Origin of the sequence: Winogradskyella sp. R77965, from assembly GCF_044594915.1 — a bacterium.
Lineage (GTDB): Bacteria > Bacteroidota > Bacteroidia > Flavobacteriales > Flavobacteriaceae > Winogradskyella.
This window is the reverse complement of record NZ_CP138990.1, coordinates 2351089-2368591: the sequence shown is the minus strand read 5'-3', so window position 1 is coordinate 2368591 and position 17503 is coordinate 2351089. Positions and strand designations below refer to the sequence as shown.

Sequence of the window (17503 nt, the reverse complement as noted above, 5' to 3'; positions counted from 1 at the left end):
TTTGTTACAGAATGAAGTTTGTCTCCTTGAGCATTGTTGATTGCAAAATATATTTTGCATGAAAGCACCTTGCAAAGCAAAACGAAAGGTTTTAGGTCTCGACTGCGCTCGACCAGACATTATTGTTCATAGATACCAATAACCAATTCCCCTTTGTCATTCATGGTCGCTCTATACATACCAGCAGTATTAAACTCGGCAACCATATTGCCATCTTTATCTACAGCAACAATACCTCCATCACCCCCTAAATCCTTAACCTTATCTAAAACTATTTTTGAAGCTTCTTTTAAACTTAATCCTTTATAATCCATTAAAGCAGAAATATCGTGAGCAACTTGTGCTCTAATAAAATATTCTCCCCAACCAGTACTTGAGACTGCACAAGTTTCATTATTAGCATACGTACCTGAGCCAATAATTGGAGCATCACCAACTCTGCCATAACGCTTATTAGTCATACCTCCTGTTGAGGTGCCTGCAGCTAGATTTCCGTTTTTATCTAAGGCGGCACAACCAACCGTTCCGAATTTAGCATTCTTAATATCGGCATCATAGAAATCTAAATAGGCGGATTCAGTATCTACTTTACCTGCTTTTTTTGCTTCACGTTCTTTAACACGCTTTAGAGATTCTAGACGTCTATCTGTATGAAAATATTCTGGCTCTACTGTAGTTATCCCTTGTTCTTCAGCAAAGATTTCAGCACCTTTTCCTGAGAGCATCACATGTTTAGAGTTATCCATAACAGCTCTCGCTAAATCGATAGGGTTTCTAACAGTTGTTGTGCCTGCTGACGCTCCAGCATTTAAAGTTTTTCCGTCCATAATAGAAGCATCTAGTTCGTTAGTTTCGGCATTGGTAAACACAGCTCCTTTTCCTGCATTAAATAATGGTGAATCTTCCATAACATTGATGGTTTTGGTCACAGCATCTAAACTTGTTCCTCCATTTTTTAAAACTTCATATCCAACTCTAATAGCTTCTTCTAATTTGGCTTTATAAGCGGCTTCTTTTTCTGGTGTCATATTCTTTTTTAGAATCGTACCAGCTCCACCATGAATAATAATAGCAAATTCTGGTTTTTCAGTGGTTATTTTAGATGTATTTTCAGCTTTTGCAGTATCCTTAGAATTGTTTTCATTTTTACATGCAAAGCATATAAATAGTATAAGAATAAATGGAATTGTTTTTTTCATGATGGCTTAGATTTTATAAGTGCTTTAAAGTTACATTTTTAGAATTGTAGCTTCAAGAAAAACTGACAATTTATTAGTAACTTCGCGTCAAAATTTAATAATTCACAAAAAACATACATATATGGAAGCAGTTGCTACCGATTTCGGAATAAAAGAAGCTTTAAGTCAATTAGGTGTTACAGCTTTAAATGAAGGTACTTCTACAGGCTCTAATAATTTTTCTAACGGAGAGATTATTGAATCATATTCACCAGTAGATGGCAAATTAATTGGTAAAGTAAAGACGACGACTAGAGCAGATTATGATAAAGTAATGGACGCTGCAACTAAAGCATTTTTATCTTGGAGAGATGTGCCAGCGCCACAACGAGGTGAAGTAGTGCGTCAGTTCGGAAATAAACTAAGAGACTTAAAGGAACCTCTAGGAAAACTTGTTTCTTATGAAATGGGTAAATCGCTTCAAGAAGGTTATGGTGAGGTACAGGAAATGATTGATATCTGTGATTTCGCTGTTGGCTTATCACGTCAATTAAATGGACAAGTGATTCCATCTGAACGTCCAGGTCATATAATGCGTGAGCAATGGCATCCAATCGGTGTAGTTGGAATTATATCTGCGTTTAATTTCCCAGTTGCAGTTTGGGCTTGGAATACAGCATTAGCATGGATCTGTGGTGATGTTTGTGTGTGGAAAGCATCTGAAAAAGCCCCTTTATGTTCTGTAGCTTGTCAAAATATCATCGCTGACATTTTAAAAAATAACAACTTACCAGAAGGTATTTCTTGTATCATCAATGGAGATTACAAAGTTGGGGAATACATGACTACAGATAATCGAATTCCTTTAGTATCTGCTACAGGTTCTACAAGAATGGGAAGAATCGTTGGAGCTACTGTTGCGGAGCGTTTTGGTAAATCATTATTAGAATTAGGTGGCAACAATGCGATTATTATTACTCCAACCGCTGATTTAAAAGTGGTTGTTCCTGGTGCTGTATTTGGTGCTGTCGGAACTTGTGGACAACGTTGTACAAGTACACGTCGTTTAATTATTCACGAATCAGTTTATGATAAAGTAAGAGATGCCATTGTTGGTGCTTATGGGCAATTAACGATAGGCAATCCTTTAGATGAAAAAAACCATATTGGTCCATTAATCGATCATGATGCTGTAAATACGTATTTAGCTGCAATTGAAAAAGCAAAAGCTGAAGGCGGAAACGTATTAGTAGAAGGTGGAGTTTTGGAAGGTGAAGGCTACGAATCTGGTTGCTATGTAAAACCAGCAATAATAGAAGCTGAGAATGACTTTGCTATTGTACAACACGAAACATTTGCTCCTATTTTATACTTAATGAAATATTCTGGTGAAGTAGAAAATGCTATTGCAAAACAAAATGGAGTTGCTCAAGGTTTATCATCTGCTATTATGACTAACGAAATGAAAGAAGCAGAAAAATTCTTATCCTATGCAGGTTCTGATTGTGGAATTGCTAATGTAAACATCGGAACATCTGGTGCAGAGATTGGTGGAGCTTTTGGTGGTGAAAAAGAAACAGGTGGTGGACGAGAGTCTGGATCTGATGCTTGGAAAGTGTATATGAGAAGACAGACAAACACTGTGAACTATTCCGATGAATTACCTTTAGCACAAGGGATTAAGTTTGATTTGTAATAAACTTATTGTGATTAGAAAATCTTCAATTGTATTACTTTTTACCTTAGTTTTTGTTTTGAGTAGTTTCTCTCAGAATGAAATCAACTATAAGTTGATTGATTCATTGGGTAAGAATTTTACTAATAGCCTTAGAAATGGTAACATTGAGCATTTAGAAAACTCAAAACCACCAGAAGGCACATGGACCTATGATAGGTTAGTTGAATTTAAGGAAGCTCTAAAAAATTATCCAGATGACCTTACGATAGGTAGCTTTGTTGAACCGTCAAATGATAAAGTGCATTATGCTTTTAACGTATTTGCTCTTAAGCGAATTGACGAGAGAAATTGGGAGTATTACTACGCAGCTATTGTGAATATTGATATTTCAGGAGACTCATATAAAATAGAAAATACATACTTATTTACTGAAAAAGAGCCATTAAAAAGTTGGTGGGCACACATTTTTGGTTTTTATGAAGGCGAAGCAAAAAAAGATATTCCAAAAGAATTCGTATTTCCGGTTTGTCCACCACCACCTTTTAAAGAAGATTAAATTAAAGCCACATTAAAGAATGTGGCTTTTTAATTACTAGTTATTACTTTATTCAACAACTACCTTTTTAGTCTGAACTTGCTTCTCAATCCATATTTTAAACAGATATATTCCTACATTTAAATCGGAAACATCTATTTGGTTAGTGCTTTTCAGTGTCTTTATTTGCTTACCTAAGATGTCGTAAACCTCGATACTATCTATGGGGTTATTTGAGACAATAGTCACTTTATCTGAAGCTGGATTAGGGTAAATATTTATATCATTCATTTCAACTCCAGAAATACCTAAAGCGCTATTGCTAGAACTATTAATGAACCCCTCGGAAATCGAAATGCCTCCGGCACTTATTTCTTGTACATTGACTTCTCCTATGGTATATAATACTTGAATATTTCCTGAAGAGACTGAGGCTCCTCCTGAGTCTATACTAAACTTTTCTATGCTTTGTGCAATTCCTAAATGTGTGTATAATAACACTGATATTATAAGTGATAAAGTTCTCATCGTTGACTTGTTTTTAATAAGGTTTCTAATTGCTTAACACGAGAATCTAGTATTTTGAGTGTTTCTAATTCTGATGTTAAACCTTCAATCTTTAAATTTTGCTTGTTAATAATTGCTTGTTGCTCTTTAATAGCATTAATCAATACTGGAATTAATTCTGTATAACTAAGGCTTAAAGTCTTTTTATCATCATTTCCTATATGTACTACGTTAGCAATGACATCTTGGACATCTTGAGCTATTAAACCAAGGGATTTATGTGTTTGCTCTGTTCTGTTTTTCCAGAAGTATTGTTTAGGCTGTAGTTGTAATATTTCATTTAAACCATAAGGTAAAGTTGTGATATCTTTTTTAAGACGTTTATCACTACTGTGCACTAAACTACCATTAACATAGACGTTGCCATCACCGCGTAGAGACATAATATTTCCAATATTTCCAGAGTAGAAAATATTAAATTCACTACTATTAGTTGTATTATCTGCTCTTCCATAGAGTGTCCATTTATTTGTGGTCTCATATGCATTTTTAAAATCTATTCTAGCACCATCATCTGGCTGATCCTCAATGAGTTCTAGCTGAGGCACTGAGCTATTGCTATTTCTTTGAATACCTAAAAGCCCATTGGGCAGGTTAGTTCCAATACCAACTTTACCACTGTTTAATACAGCAAAAGCATTATTAGGATTTGAGGAATTTGCACCATTACCAACTACAAATAGACGATCAGTATTTGAATTGCCAGGTGTATAAGATTCATTGTATCTCCCTACAACTGTTTCATTAGAAGCATAAGCAACTGTCCCAAAACCCATTGCTGTTGAATTAGCGCCAATTGCTGCAGTTCCAAAACCAAACGCTGTAGCGTTGTTTCCATCTGCTGCAGTGCCTCTTCCTAATGCAACTGAGTAGTCTCCAAAAGCTGAGGTGTTAAGTCCAGCCGCCATTGAGTAATCTCCTGAGGCATTTGTGCCGTTTCCAGTGGCAAATGAGTAAGACCCTGTTGCTCCTCTGCTATTAGATAGTGTACCACTAAAACTCAAATCCACAGCCTGTAAGCCAATATTTCCATAAAATTCTGGCAGCTGACCTTTCAATCGCCAGCCAATGCCATTGCCTTCGTTTAAAGATTCAAGACCCGATACCATTTCAACATTAGGAATATTAGTTAGATCATTATAATCACCACTAAAACGATTTGCATCGAAATACTCTTTTGTGGTTAATGATTTGTCGTTTACAATTTCAGTTACATCCAAACTAGGTGCAGTAATGGTACCATTCTTTAAAATGATAAGGGCATCACTTGGCGTACTATTTCCGTTACCAACGACTAATAATCGATCTGTACCGAACCAGGTGTTTAGCTGATTTGGTGTATAATCTGTATTTTTAATTCCTAAGGCAGTTTCAGCATATGATTTTGCTTCTGTAGCAAAGCCCAAAGCAGTAGAGGCTTCACCATTTGCTGCAGTTGCAAACCCAAGAGAGCTAGAGCTTTCACCTATTGCTGATGTGTTATTACCAAGAGCAGTAGAAAATTCCCCAGAAGCAGTTGTATTGTTTCCCATAGCTGTTGATCTTAAGCCTGATGCAGTAGCTCTTGTACCTGTTGTAAATGAGAAATTTCCTGTAGCACCATAAATAGAAGAGTCAGTAGTATTGGTACTTAAATCAACAGCATTAAATCCTAAATTGCCGTAACTGTTAGGATTTCGTCCAATAAATCGCCAACCAGATCCATTACCTTCATCTATAACTTCTAAACCGTTTACATTAGAGGCTGTAGTGGCACTAAACGCATGAAAAGTATAAGGTACTGACGAAAAGGGTGTTGTCCCTAAATCAAACAAACCGTTACCAATATCGCATTGCACATTTAAAGCATGAATGTTATTTGCCCAATCGATATTAGAGAAACTTCCACCTAGCACAATACCGTTGCCTATATTTAGTATTACAATTCCATTAGCATCTGTGGTTGGCAAATGTCTTTCGTTATAAACATTAGTTTGCGCAATGCCTTGCAAAATACTGAACTCTATAGTGATTTGTTGATTAGTAATAATATTACCTACATCATCTTTTATAACGGCTTTGTAATTAATGCCTTGTTGTGCGAAACTTGTGCTAATTGTTAACAATACAAGTAACATGGTGAGTTTTGATTTCATGATTTTGTTGTTTTATATGAATTCTTAAAATATTAATTTGGAGAGAACACAAAAAGTGGTACACCATAAAGTATATCATACCGTTCAATGGCATCAGGTAATGTGCCAGGCGGACCATCTTTTGTAACTGTTTTCTCTAATGTTATGTTATTTTTTGAGGAGGGTAAAAAATCTTGAGCATCTTGTCTAGAGACGCCATAGGGTTTTGTGTTATTAGATGATATAATATATTTTTTACCAGCTTCAATAGAAATAGGTGTGGCTAAAACTAGCATATTAGAAACGCCAGAATCTGGTATAGTAAATTCTTGTATGATTGAATGGTTAGCTACGTCAAAAATTCTGTATATGGTTGCGTCTCCAGTTATATCAGAGCGTCCAATTTTAGTAATTTCTCCATTTATCGATGTACTAAATACAACACCACGTTCTACCTCTGGCGGGTTGGAGACTACAAGAAAACTAATAGTGCTTAAATTTTCTTCAGCAATTACAGATTGAATAATATTAACCTCACCATTTGCTGTGTTATTATCATCATCATTACTACAAGCTGATAGCAGTATTAATAGTATAATAGTTACGATTGTATAATTATAAGTTTTCATAATTTCTTTATAAAAAGGTTGATTAATTATCTGGTTCAAATGCAAATGTTGGTATTCCTGCGAGCGCTGCTGCGTTTGGGTTTCCTATCGTTGGAAAACTCATGAAATTTGTATCTGCCCTACTTTCAATTAGCGTGATAGAATCCGCCTGAATAGGATAAATTGGTGTTAAAGAATTATTTAAATAGGTTTGGTACATCCTAGTAACTACCGTAATAACATATTTTTTATTAGCAATGATACTAATGGGAGTAATAGTTTGGCTTGCCACGCCTGTAAATGAAGTGTTTACAAGCTCATCGAAAATTAGAGTTTGCGTATCGAAATCCCAAATTTGAATTCTTCCATTGGTTGCTATTATCTTTAATAACAAACCTAATTTTGTTATTTTACCATTGCTATTGGACGAAAAAGTATATCCATATTGTGCGATTGGAGACGTATTATCACCTATTGTTTCATCAAAATCTAAATTGGCAATTTCAATAGTCTTTTCAATTGGGTTTTCTTCTAATGATTGATTAGTGGAATCATCATTATTACTACAGCCATAAAATAATAGTAAGACTGCGATTAAGAAGATGCTATTTTTCATTTGATTTAGTTTTATTACTATAGTTTATGATTAATCTAAGACCCAAACATCATTTAAGCGACCTGGCCCAACTGTATTACCTCCGATAGCATATATTTTACCATTAGCTACTACGGCTTCAAAATCCCATCTAGGATTATAGCCTATACTATTTATGGCCTCTGTCCACGTACTGCCATTAGAACTGTACCATGCACTATTTTGAACACTGTCTCCAATACCACTAATCACCCACATTTTATTATCGAATACAACAGAGGCATGTAAAGTTCGTGTTGGGAATTCGGCACTATTGCTAGCTTCTGTCCAGTTATCACCATCTGTACTATACCAGACATCATTTTTACTTCCAGCATTATCTATTCCTGCAATGACCCACATTTTATTATCATAAATTATTGAGCTATGTCCTAATCTTGGTGCAAATGCAGCACTATTATTTGCAACCGTCCAAGACACACCATCACTGCTATTTAATACATCATTTCTAGGATTGTTGTCTTTGTTTCCACCTACAACCCAAAGTTTATTGTCATATACAAAAGCAGAGTGATTATTTCTTGTGAGTAATGGCTGACTTACTACTTGCGACCAAATAATACCATCAGTACTGCTCCACACAATATCATTTGTAGCACCAACACCGCCTATAATCCATAGCTTGTTGTTAAACTCAGTTAAAGTAAAATTGTATCTGGCTGAAAAAGCTGCGTTCGCAACTTCTTGCGTCCAAGTAATTCCATCTGTACTAGACCAAATATCATTTCTTAAGCTACTATCATAACCACCAATAACCCAAAATTTGCTATTAAAGTAGACCGATTTATGACCTCTTCTTTTGGTGAAAGCAGCATCTGTAGTTAATGCAGGTGTATTAAGTTCTAGGTTGCTTGTTATAGGATTAGAACCATCGTCGTCGCTACTGCATGACATTAAAAAGACTATTGTAACTAATAATACGAGTATAGAATTAAGTGTTTTCATAATGTTTTAATTTGAATTGATTACTTCTAAAATTTTAATTTTGAGACCAAGCGCCATCATAGGCGACTTCTATAAGATCATTAATATCTTCAAACCTATTATCGCCTTCGATTCCGCCATAAGAGTTCGTTGAGACTGCTACTGTAATTCCATTATGAAAGACATACCAGCAAGCATGGCCTCCTTTGCCAATTTGCGGATTTCCGTTATTTCTGAAACCTCCATTATGATGAAATTGCCATCCCCAATTATTTGTGACATCTGTTTGATTGTCATAACAACCCAATGGTAGTGTAGGATTAAACATAAATAGTTTCATAGCAGGAGAAAGTAAATCGTTGGTATAATAAGCTCTAGCCATAATACCACCTAAGATTACTGACGGCATACTAAGTGTGCCACCACCAGCGTTTTGGCATTCATTCCCAGTTAACCAACCAGTATCATTTGGATTGTAGTAATTATAGTAGTGTATGTCTTGGTCATTATCGCAAGAGATGTTGTCTGTACCAAATCCGGCGGAAGCAACGACATAACTTTTAATGTAGTTCATATAACTTTGAATGGTAAGTTGATCAGCGGCAACATCTATTAAAGGACTATTCTTATCCATATCTCCATTAAGAATTGGAATAATAATCCTTAGAATGCAAAAATTTATGTTTTGATAATTCGCTACTCCATAATAGTTACTATAATCTATTCCATTTTCAACTTCTTGTTTTATCTGATTATAACTTACGGCATCATAAGGGAGTCCTGTATTATAAAATGGTCTAAAACCACTTCTATGAGTTAATAAGTCTTCAAATTTTATGGCATCTATATCATCACCAAATGTCCACCATTGTGGTAAATAGTCTTTAATATAATCTCTTGGAGTAAGTCCGTTTTGTTCTAATAGTTGCAATGTTGCTATGGTGGTTAACGATTTAGCTGTGCTACCAACATTCATTGCTGTTATTGAAGCATTAATGTTGTATGGACCACCATCTTGTTGAGTAACAGAGACCCCTTCGCTTCCAATTGCTTTCATCTCATCTTCTTTGTATATGGAATAGCTGAAACCCGTTGTTGTTTCTCCTAAATATTGCCCGAGATTTTCAGCAAAGTCTGTGATACTAAAACACCAACCATCATTACCTGGTGTATCACAGATAGCATCGGTGTCTACTTCAGTTTCATCTTTATTACAACTATAAATTGTAGCTGCTAATACAAAGCATGTCAATAGTATTTTTTTCATAATAGGTTTGTTTTAAATGAATTCAGAGTCTTGATTATTTTTTTGAGTCTTTATTGTCCTTAGAGTCTCGATTTTCTAAGGCATTTAAACGTGCTTCTAAGTGTTCTACTTTTAAGAGTTGCGCTTCTAAATCACTAATTTTTTGGTCTTGTTCTTTTATTGCATTTATTAATACCGGAATCAACTCGATATAGCTTAAACTCAAGGTTTTTTTATCATCACTACCTTCGTGTACAATGTTTGGGATTAATTTTTCTACCTCTTGTGCAATTAAACCTAAAGAGGCTTGCTCTTGTTCTGGGCGCTTTTTCCAGAAGTACTGTTTAGGTTGTAGTTGTAATATTTCTTCTAAACCATAAGATAAATTAGTGATATTTGTTTTAAGTCGACTGTCTGAGTTTTGAAAGAGAGTACCAACTAAAAAAGCATTTCCATCACTACCAACTGTAAATTTATATCCATCATCTATAAAAACGCCCCAGACATCAATAGTATTAGATAAACTATGAGATGCCGCTCCGCTATATATTTTGTCTACACCATCATTATCTGTGAACCAAATACCAGCCGATGTACTATTACCTCTTCTAATCCGCATACGACCACCAGTATCCAATATGTGTCCTGGCGTAAAATTGCCCAAAGCCAGACTACCATTAATGTTTATAATACCATTGCCTTTTATTGACATTAAGTTATTTGACAGACCTGAATAAAAAATATTAAACTGACTACTTTCATGCGTATTATCAGTTCTAGTAAAAAGTGTCCAACGGTTGTTTGTTTCTGCAGCGTTTTTAAAGTTTATTCTTGTACCAGCATTCGCTATATTCTCTGTAATCTGTAATTGTGGATTGTTAGTACTTGCCGCATTTTTAAGGTGCAACAAAGCATTCGGCAAATCCGTGCCAATCCCAGTTTTTCCATTTTTTAATATTGTAAGAGCGTTACTGGTATTAGTAAAACCGTTACCAATAACAAAAAGGCGGTCGGTGTTATTCCAACTGGTAGTACTATTTGGTGTGTAACCTAAATTTCTACTCCCAATAACGGTTTCTGCAAATGAAGGAGCTGTTGTATTAAAACCTATTGCTGTTGAATTAACTCCTGTCGCTCCATAAGATGTAGATGTAACATCCGAAAAGCTTAAGTCATTGGCTTCTAGTCCAATTCTTCCATATAATCCTGGATCTCTCCCTTTTAAACGCCAGCCAATACCATTACCTTCATCTAAAGCTTCAAGACCACTAACGTTGTCTGCTGTTGTGGCATTTTGAGCTTGCAATGCATAAGGCACTGCTCTAAACGTGGTGGTGCCTAAATCTACCAATCCTGCACCTATATTAATTTGTACATTTAGTGCGTGTGTATCACTCGCCCAATCTATAGTCCTGTAATCACCACTAAGGACTGTACCTTCTCCAATATTTACTACAATAATACCATTGACATCTGTAGTTGGAGTGTGCGTTTCTGTATAGACATTGGTTTCGGCTACGCCTTGTAAAATACTAAACTGTACACTTATTAAATCGTTGGCAATGATGTTACCTACATCGTCTTTAATAACAGCTTTGTAATTAATGCCTTGTTGGGCAAATGTTGTAAGAGAAATTATAAAAGTGATAAGTATAACTGCTTTTTTCATAATGTAATAGTATTTATAGTGCTGATTGTCTTAACTTTAGTAAATGTATCTTGGTAAGATTGAATTTTAAAGACACACTGTACAAGTGTGTAGAATTACATGGTAATTTGTAAAAGTGACTGTATAAGTGTTTAAATCGTTTGGTTATGAAGGTTTTAAAGCTGTTTTCACGTTTATCAACTTTAGTGTACGCTTTGTGTTAGAAATGCCACGCTTATACACTGTAGGTATGAGATGATATATTTAAAATGTATTATTAGTGTTTAATTCTAAGAACTTTTTAGTAGTGAACTACAAATCATTAAATAAGATTATAACCTTTTATTGCCTATTATTTTGTTTCCTTTTTTCCGCAGGACAGGAGCAAGAAGGTCAAAAATTAATTGAACATATACAGGCTTATGATACTTTAGAGACTAATGAAGAAAAGGATGCTCACTTAAGACAATTACTTAATTTGGTTTATTACATACCAAAAGATTCTATTGATGATGTGATGAATATTTATAAAGATAATTTTATAGCCAGATTAGCTATGGCAGATTATTTGCGGTCAAATAACGACCATGAAAATGCCAAGAAGGCTTATACTACATTAGAAGAAGATATTCTTAAAAAACAGCCTGTAGATTATACATTACTTGCTGTTATTTGTTGGAAAACGAGTCGAAATTTTCCTTTAAATGATTTTAGCTTAGAACAAGGACTAAAAGAACTAAATCGTGGATTAGGCTATGCGGAAAAAAGTAAGGTTGACAAAAGAATCATCGATTATCATTCTAACTTAGAGTTTTATAATAGTCGGTCTGCCAATTACGAGCAAGCTGTATATCACAATAAAAAGCACTATGATTTTGCATTTAAAATTGGGGATACTATTAATATGATTTTAGCCTTAAAAAAGCTATTAAATGATTTCAATACTACGAATAATTCAGAAAGTTCTATTAAAATATGGAATCAAATAAGACCCATGTTTACTAAAAAATATTCAGAGTATAGAAATCCAAGTAACCTACTTACACTTGTAACTAATGCTTATATTAACATTAATCAATTAGACTCAGCAGCCTATTATAATGCTTTTTGTTTTCGCATTGATAGTTTAGAAGGCAGCAAATTTAAGGATAGTTATAATAAATTGAATAAAGGCAAAATACTATTGAATTTAGAAAAGTTGGATGAAGCTGAAGCTATGTTTTTGGAAAGTAATACAGTAGCTAAAGAAGCTAAAAACAACAGTGTTCAAGCCATTTCATCAACATATTTATCGCAAATTTATCTTCGGCTAAACCAAACAACCAAGGCCATTGATCTATTAAGATCGAGTTATAAACTAAAGAGTAGAATAAGAAATTATCACAAAGGTGGAATTGAGTTATGGCTCTCTAGAGCTTTTGAAGCGAATAAGGTTTACGATTCAGCACTATTTTATAGAAATGAATCAGATAAATCTTTTGAAGCTGAAAATAGAGTGATAGCAAAAAAACAAGTAGCTCTTGCAAAGGCAGAACTAGGAATCAGTGAACTTTTATCAGAAAATGCAAACCTAAGTTCAAATAAAATAGAATTAGATGAACGAGTAATCAAAACAAAAAAAACTAATAATATTTTAATATATTCCTTTCTAACTGCCATAGTATTAATGGGCTTTTTTCTATATCAAAGAAATCAAAAACAAAAGCTGAAAATTAGCCAACATAAGGAACAAATCACCAATACAGAACGTATCGCCATAGAAGCAGAGCTTAATACCATTCGCTCGCAAATGAATCCACATTTTATGTTTAATTCGCTAAACTCTATCAACGAGTTTATACAAAATGATAGTGGCGAAGATGCTTCAAATTATTTGGTGAAGTTTTCGCGTTTAATGCGTTTTACACTTAATTATTCAAAGCGCAAATTTGTAACTTTAGAAGAGGAAATTGATTTACTGAAATTGTATATAGAGTTAGAAAATCTTAGATTTTATAATTCCATAGATTTTAGCTTAACCATAGATTCATCTATTAATAGTAATAAGGTGTTAATACCACCAATGATGATTCAACCTTTTGTAGAAAATGCCATTTGGCATGGGTTAATGGCAAAAGAAAACAACAGAAAACTGAGTTTATCTTTTTCAGAAACTGAACAAAATATTATTTGCAAAATAGAAGATAATGGAGTTGGCAGAGCGGCAAGTGCAGAACAAAAAGCTCATAAACCTAAGTACAAATCTCAAGGCATAGGATTAACGCAACGACGCTTAGAGTTATTAAAAAGCATCCATGGCAAAGAAGCTGGTATTAAAGTCGTAGATTTAAAAGAAAACGAAAAAGCAAGAGGCACTTTGGTTAAAGTCATATTACCAAAACAAATAGAAGTATGAGCAATCCTAAACTAAGAGCAATACTTATAGATGATGAACCTATGGCACTAACATCTATGGAACGTATGTTGGCAAAGTATTGCCCACAGGTTGAGGTTGTGGGTAAAACTATAAATCCCGAAGAGGCTGTAAAACTTATAAATGATACCGGACCAGATGTACTATTTTTAGATATAGCCATGCCAAAAATGGATGGTTTTACATTACTAAAACAAATTGATGATACAAATGTCCAAGTTATTTTTATTACTGCTTACGATGAATATGCGCTCCAAGCTTTTAAAACAGCAGCGGCAGATTACCTCTTAAAACCTGTTGATAAAGACGAATTAATAAAAGCTGTAGATAAAGTGTCGCAACTTTTAGAGAGCGATACCGCGCAAAATTACATTGCCAATTTATTTGAAAGCTTACAAAGCAATAAGAACAATACATCAATAGGCTTACCTACAATGGAAGGCCTAGATTTTGTAAAAACGGATGCTATTATATATTGCCATAGTGATGGTAACTATACGGAAATTTTCCTCAATGATAAACGTAAATTTTTAGTCACTAGAAAAATTAAGTTTATGGAAGAAAAATTAGATGCTTCGCAATTTGTACGCGTGCATAACTCGTATTTAATTAATCTTAATTATGTCGAAAAATACATTAAAGGACGAGGTGGTACTGTAATTATGTCTAATGGTGATAGTATACCAGTTTCGGTACGTAAGAAGAATGATTTTTTAGACTCGTTTTAATTGAACTCTAATAATTATTATCTTTAGAACAAGTGATTAAGTTTGATTTATAAAATTATTCAAAGCCATGTCGAAAAATGTGGCTTTTTTATGAATTGAAAACTCAATTATATATTTTAGTTAAAGGTGTGTAATTGTGACTTTTTTAAGCATTGTGTTTCAGATAAATGGCTAGAGATGTTAAATTTTTAATATCTTGAGGGTCAATTAACAAAAACACTAACTAATGAGTAAAAAAACATCTTACCTTTTAGGTATTTTACTTACAATTTTTATTGGTACGTTATTGTATTGCTATTTGTGTGATGATTGTCACTGTAATCCAAATGGTGAAGCAGAAACTGAAAATACCAATGTTGTAGCAGAACCTGAAGTTATTCCTGCCACTCGAAATGCGTTTAGTATTTCTGATGCTGATGGAGACTTCAACATTAAAATTAATGATAACTTTAATTTTAAAACATCGAACTTTTCAATTTTAGAGCCTATTTCTACTGGTGTAACGTCAGAAGTTGTAAAATTGAAAGATTACCTTTTAGCGAACCCATTAAAGGATATTGATATTACGGGTTATTATCGTAGTGATGAAACTAACAGTTCGGCTTATCCAAACTTAGGATTGGCAAGAGCCAATGCCGTTAAGAATTATTTAATCTCTCAAGGAATCCCTTCTAGGCAAATTGATACGCATGGGGAATTGAATGACAGCATTAATCCAGACGATGCAAGTACATTATTTGGACCTTTAAAATTTGGCATTGTAACCTTTGAAGAAGGTGCGACAGACGAGGCATTGGAAGCGGCTTGTAAAGCTATTAGAGAGAATCCACTTGTTTTACATTTTAAAACAGGAGAAGCACAGATTAATCTAACGGCAGAACAACGTCAAAAAATTGCAGACATTTCTCGTTGTGTAGATAAACTTGGTGTTAAAGTTCAAGTTGTTGGTCATACTGATAATACTGGTGATGCAGCAAATAATATGACATTAGGTCAAGGCCGTGCAGATTTTGGTAAAAGCTATTTAGTACGCAATGGAATTTTGAGTTCTAATATAGAAGCAACATCAAAAGGTCAAACAGAGCCTATTGCAGATAATAATACAGAAGAAGGTAAAGCTGAAAACAGACGTACCGTAATAACAATTAACTAACAAACTTAAAACATTATAAAATTATGAATTGGTGTATATTAATCCCATTATTAGTAGGTCTAATTAGTGCATTATTAGGCTATTTATTAGGTCGTCTATTAGGTGGCGGAAATGACGACAGCGATAGAATTGCAAGACTAGAAGCAGACTTAGAAGCTTGTAGAAATTCGAGAACATCATTAGAAGCAGATTTAAAATCAGCTAAGACTGACATCGCATCATCCTTTGCTGCAACAACTACGGCAATTGCTTTTGATGCAGATGCTGCAAAAGCAGTTTTTGGCAAGCGTATAAAAGAAAATGACTTAACAGTTGTTGAAGGTATTGGGCCAAAAATTCAAGAATTATTCCATAATCACAATGTTAATACTTGGAAAGGCTTATCTGAATGTTCAGTAGATAAATGCCAAAGCGTATTAGACAGTGGAGGAGATCGTTTTAAAATTCACAATCCTGGTTCTTGGCCAGAGCAAGCTAAAATGGCTTACGAAGGGCGTTGGGCAGATTTGCTAAAATGGCAAGATGAACTAGATGGTGGAAAATAATCGCTTTCAAAATAAGTTAAACAATAAACCGTTTCTGTATTTAGGAACGGTTTTCTTATTTCTGAACTAAAGGTTAAGGTTTTAAAATAGTTATCTTAGTGATTAAACTATTATTGATACACATAGTCTAATTCGTATGAATCAAAAAGAATTTCAACATTTATATTGGCGAGCAGGATTTGGAGTGAATCCTAAATTTTTTGGTAAAGAACATAAAGACAAAGATAATGTTGTTGATGCTCTTTTTAAAAACTCTAATACCATTACGCAATTAGAATTAGACCTGTATTACTTAGATGGTGTCAACCCAATGGACATTAAAAAATATCCTTCTTTAGCTAAGGAGATTCGTGAAAAAAATAGACAAAAATATTTAGAATTAAATTATAATTGGATTGAGCGTTTAATGTTTCCAAAAGAACTACTTAGGGAGCGTATGACATTATTTTGGGCAAATCATTTTGTTTGTCGAGATACAAACCCTTTGTATGCAAAGCAATATAATAATACACTTAGAACGTTTGCTTTAGGAGATTTTAGAGCATTTGTAAAGGCCATTTCACAAGAGGCTGCGATGCTTAGGTATCTAAATGGAAAACAAAACCGAAAACAAAAGCCCAACGAAAACTTTGCACGAGAATTGATGGAGTTATTTACCTTAGGGGAAGGTCACTATTCTGAAAAAGATATTAAAGAAAGTGCTAGAGCATTTACAGGTTATAAGCATGATTATAAAGGCAATTTTGAGTTTAGAGCAAGACAACATGACGAAGGTTCAAAACTATTTTTTAGAAGAATAGGCAACTTTTCTGGTGATGATATTATAGATATAATTCTAGAAAATAAGCAATGTGCAAAATTCATTTCGGATAAAATCTATCGCTATTTTGTAAATCCAAAACCAAATAAAAAACATATTGAAGCAATGACCAATGTGTTTTTTAAAGATTACAACATTGAAAACTTAATGCGTTATGTGTTTACATCTGATTGGTTTTATGCTGAAGAAAATATTGGAGCAAAAATTAAATCTCCAATAGATTTTTTAGTTGGTATGGCTAATACAATTCCGGTAAAATTTGAAAGAGAAAGAGATCTTATTAAAATTCAAAAATTATTAGGGCAAACCTTGTTAAATCCGCCAAACGTGGCTGGCTGGAAAGGAGATAAAGCTTGGATAGATGCCAACACCATTATGGTGCGATTAAAATTAGCGTCAGTATTATTCAATAATGCAATGATTTCTTTAAAGAAGCATGGTGACTTTAATGATAATTTTAGGGAGAAATACTTTAAACGAAATAAAGATAAATTACCATTTAAAACACTACCAGATTGGGAAGCCTTTTTAGATAATTTTAAATTAGTTGAAACTGAAAACCTTAAAGATTATATAATTCAAGGAAATATTAATAAAGGGACTGAAGACTATTTAAAAACACTGAACAAAAAATCGAAACAAGATTATTGTATTCAGTTAATGTCATTACCAGAATATCAAATGTGTTAAT

15 protein-coding genes are annotated in these 17503 nt (G+C 33.9%); 7 read left to right on the top strand and 8 right to left on the bottom strand.

Going from position 1 to position 17503, the window contains the following annotated elements:
- Nucleotides 1–119 precede the first annotated feature (119 nt).
- On the bottom strand, nt 120–1199 hold the full coding sequence (locus SJY34_RS10550) for an isoaspartyl peptidase/L-asparaginase family protein (protein WP_400075445.1): 1080 nt from the start codon (nt 1197–1199) through the stop codon (nt 120–122).
- A 121-nt stretch (nt 1200–1320) separates the two neighbouring features.
- Between SJY34_RS10550 and SJY34_RS10545 the strand changes: the two genes are divergently transcribed.
- Entirely contained in the window at nt 1321–2874 is a 1554-nt protein-coding gene (locus SJY34_RS10545; RefSeq protein WP_400075443.1) for an aldehyde dehydrogenase family protein, read from the top strand.
- Nucleotides 2864–3412 (top strand): hypothetical protein, encoded by a 549-nt coding sequence (locus SJY34_RS10540; RefSeq protein ID WP_400075441.1) that lies wholly within the window; start codon nt 2864–2866, stop codon nt 3410–3412. Before SJY34_RS10545 ends, SJY34_RS10540 begins: the two co-directional genes overlap by 11 nt.
- Nucleotides 3413–3460: 48 nt before the next feature.
- Here the strand turns inward: SJY34_RS10540 and SJY34_RS10535 are convergent, their stop codons facing one another.
- From SJY34_RS10535 to SJY34_RS10505, 7 genes are read right to left on the bottom strand one after another with little or no spacing between them, the layout of a single operon-like run.
- Nucleotides 3461–3919: a T9SS type A sorting domain-containing protein gene (locus tag SJY34_RS10535; protein ID WP_400075439.1), complete on the bottom strand. Its 459-nt coding sequence runs from the start codon at nt 3917–3919 to the stop codon at nt 3461–3463.
- A complete protein-coding gene (locus SJY34_RS10530; protein ID WP_400075438.1) occupies nt 3916–6093 on the bottom strand; it encodes a tail fiber domain-containing protein in 2178 nt (725 codons plus the stop codon). The genes SJY34_RS10535 and SJY34_RS10530 overlap by 4 nt, the downstream gene beginning before the upstream one ends.
- Before the next feature lie 32 nt (nt 6094–6125).
- On the bottom strand, nt 6126–6701 hold the full coding sequence (locus SJY34_RS10525; protein WP_400075436.1) for a hypothetical protein: 576 nt from the start codon (nt 6699–6701) through the stop codon (nt 6126–6128).
- Between the two features lie 22 nt (nt 6702–6723).
- Nucleotides 6724–7296 (bottom strand): hypothetical protein, encoded by a 573-nt coding sequence (locus tag SJY34_RS10520; RefSeq protein WP_400075434.1) that lies wholly within the window; start codon nt 7294–7296, stop codon nt 6724–6726.
- Nucleotides 7297–7326: 30 nt separating this feature from the next.
- On the bottom strand, nt 7327–8280 hold the full coding sequence (locus SJY34_RS10515; RefSeq protein WP_400075432.1) for a Kelch repeat-containing protein: 954 nt from the start codon (nt 8278–8280) through the stop codon (nt 7327–7329).
- Between the two features lie 34 nt (nt 8281–8314).
- Nucleotides 8315–9526, bottom strand: coding sequence for a serine hydrolase domain-containing protein (locus SJY34_RS10510; protein ID WP_400075430.1), 1212 nt, complete (start codon nt 9524–9526; stop codon nt 8315–8317).
- A 34-nt stretch (nt 9527–9560) separates the two neighbouring features.
- Complete coding sequence (locus tag SJY34_RS10505) at nt 9561–11174, bottom strand: tail fiber domain-containing protein (RefSeq protein WP_400075428.1); 1614 nt, start codon at nt 11172–11174, stop codon at nt 9561–9563.
- 286 nt (nt 11175–11460) lie between these two features.
- Between SJY34_RS10505 and SJY34_RS10500 the strand changes: the two genes are divergently transcribed.
- The 5 genes from SJY34_RS10500 (at nt 11461) to SJY34_RS10480 (ending at nt 17502) form a co-directional block, all read left to right on the top strand.
- Nucleotides 11461–13548 (top strand): histidine kinase, encoded by a 2088-nt coding sequence (locus tag SJY34_RS10500; protein WP_400075426.1) that lies wholly within the window; start codon nt 11461–11463, stop codon nt 13546–13548.
- The gene (locus tag SJY34_RS10495) at nt 13545–14294 is read left to right on the top strand and encodes a LytR/AlgR family response regulator transcription factor (protein ID WP_400075424.1); all 750 of its coding nucleotides are present in this window, start codon (nt 13545–13547) and stop codon (nt 14292–14294) included. The genes SJY34_RS10500 and SJY34_RS10495 overlap by 4 nt, the downstream gene beginning before the upstream one ends.
- A 226-nt stretch (nt 14295–14520) precedes the next feature.
- On the top strand, nt 14521–15447 hold the full coding sequence (locus tag SJY34_RS10490; protein WP_400075423.1) for an OmpA family protein: 927 nt from the start codon (nt 14521–14523) through the stop codon (nt 15445–15447).
- Between the two features lie 23 nt (nt 15448–15470).
- Nucleotides 15471–15992: a hypothetical protein gene (locus tag SJY34_RS10485; RefSeq protein ID WP_400075421.1), complete on the top strand. Its 522-nt coding sequence runs from the start codon at nt 15471–15473 to the stop codon at nt 15990–15992.
- A 136-nt stretch (nt 15993–16128) separates the two neighbouring features.
- Nucleotides 16129–17502: a DUF1800 family protein gene (locus SJY34_RS10480; protein ID WP_400075419.1), complete on the top strand. Its 1374-nt coding sequence runs from the start codon at nt 16129–16131 to the stop codon at nt 17500–17502.
- The last annotated feature ends 1 nt before the right edge of the window (nt 17503 follow it).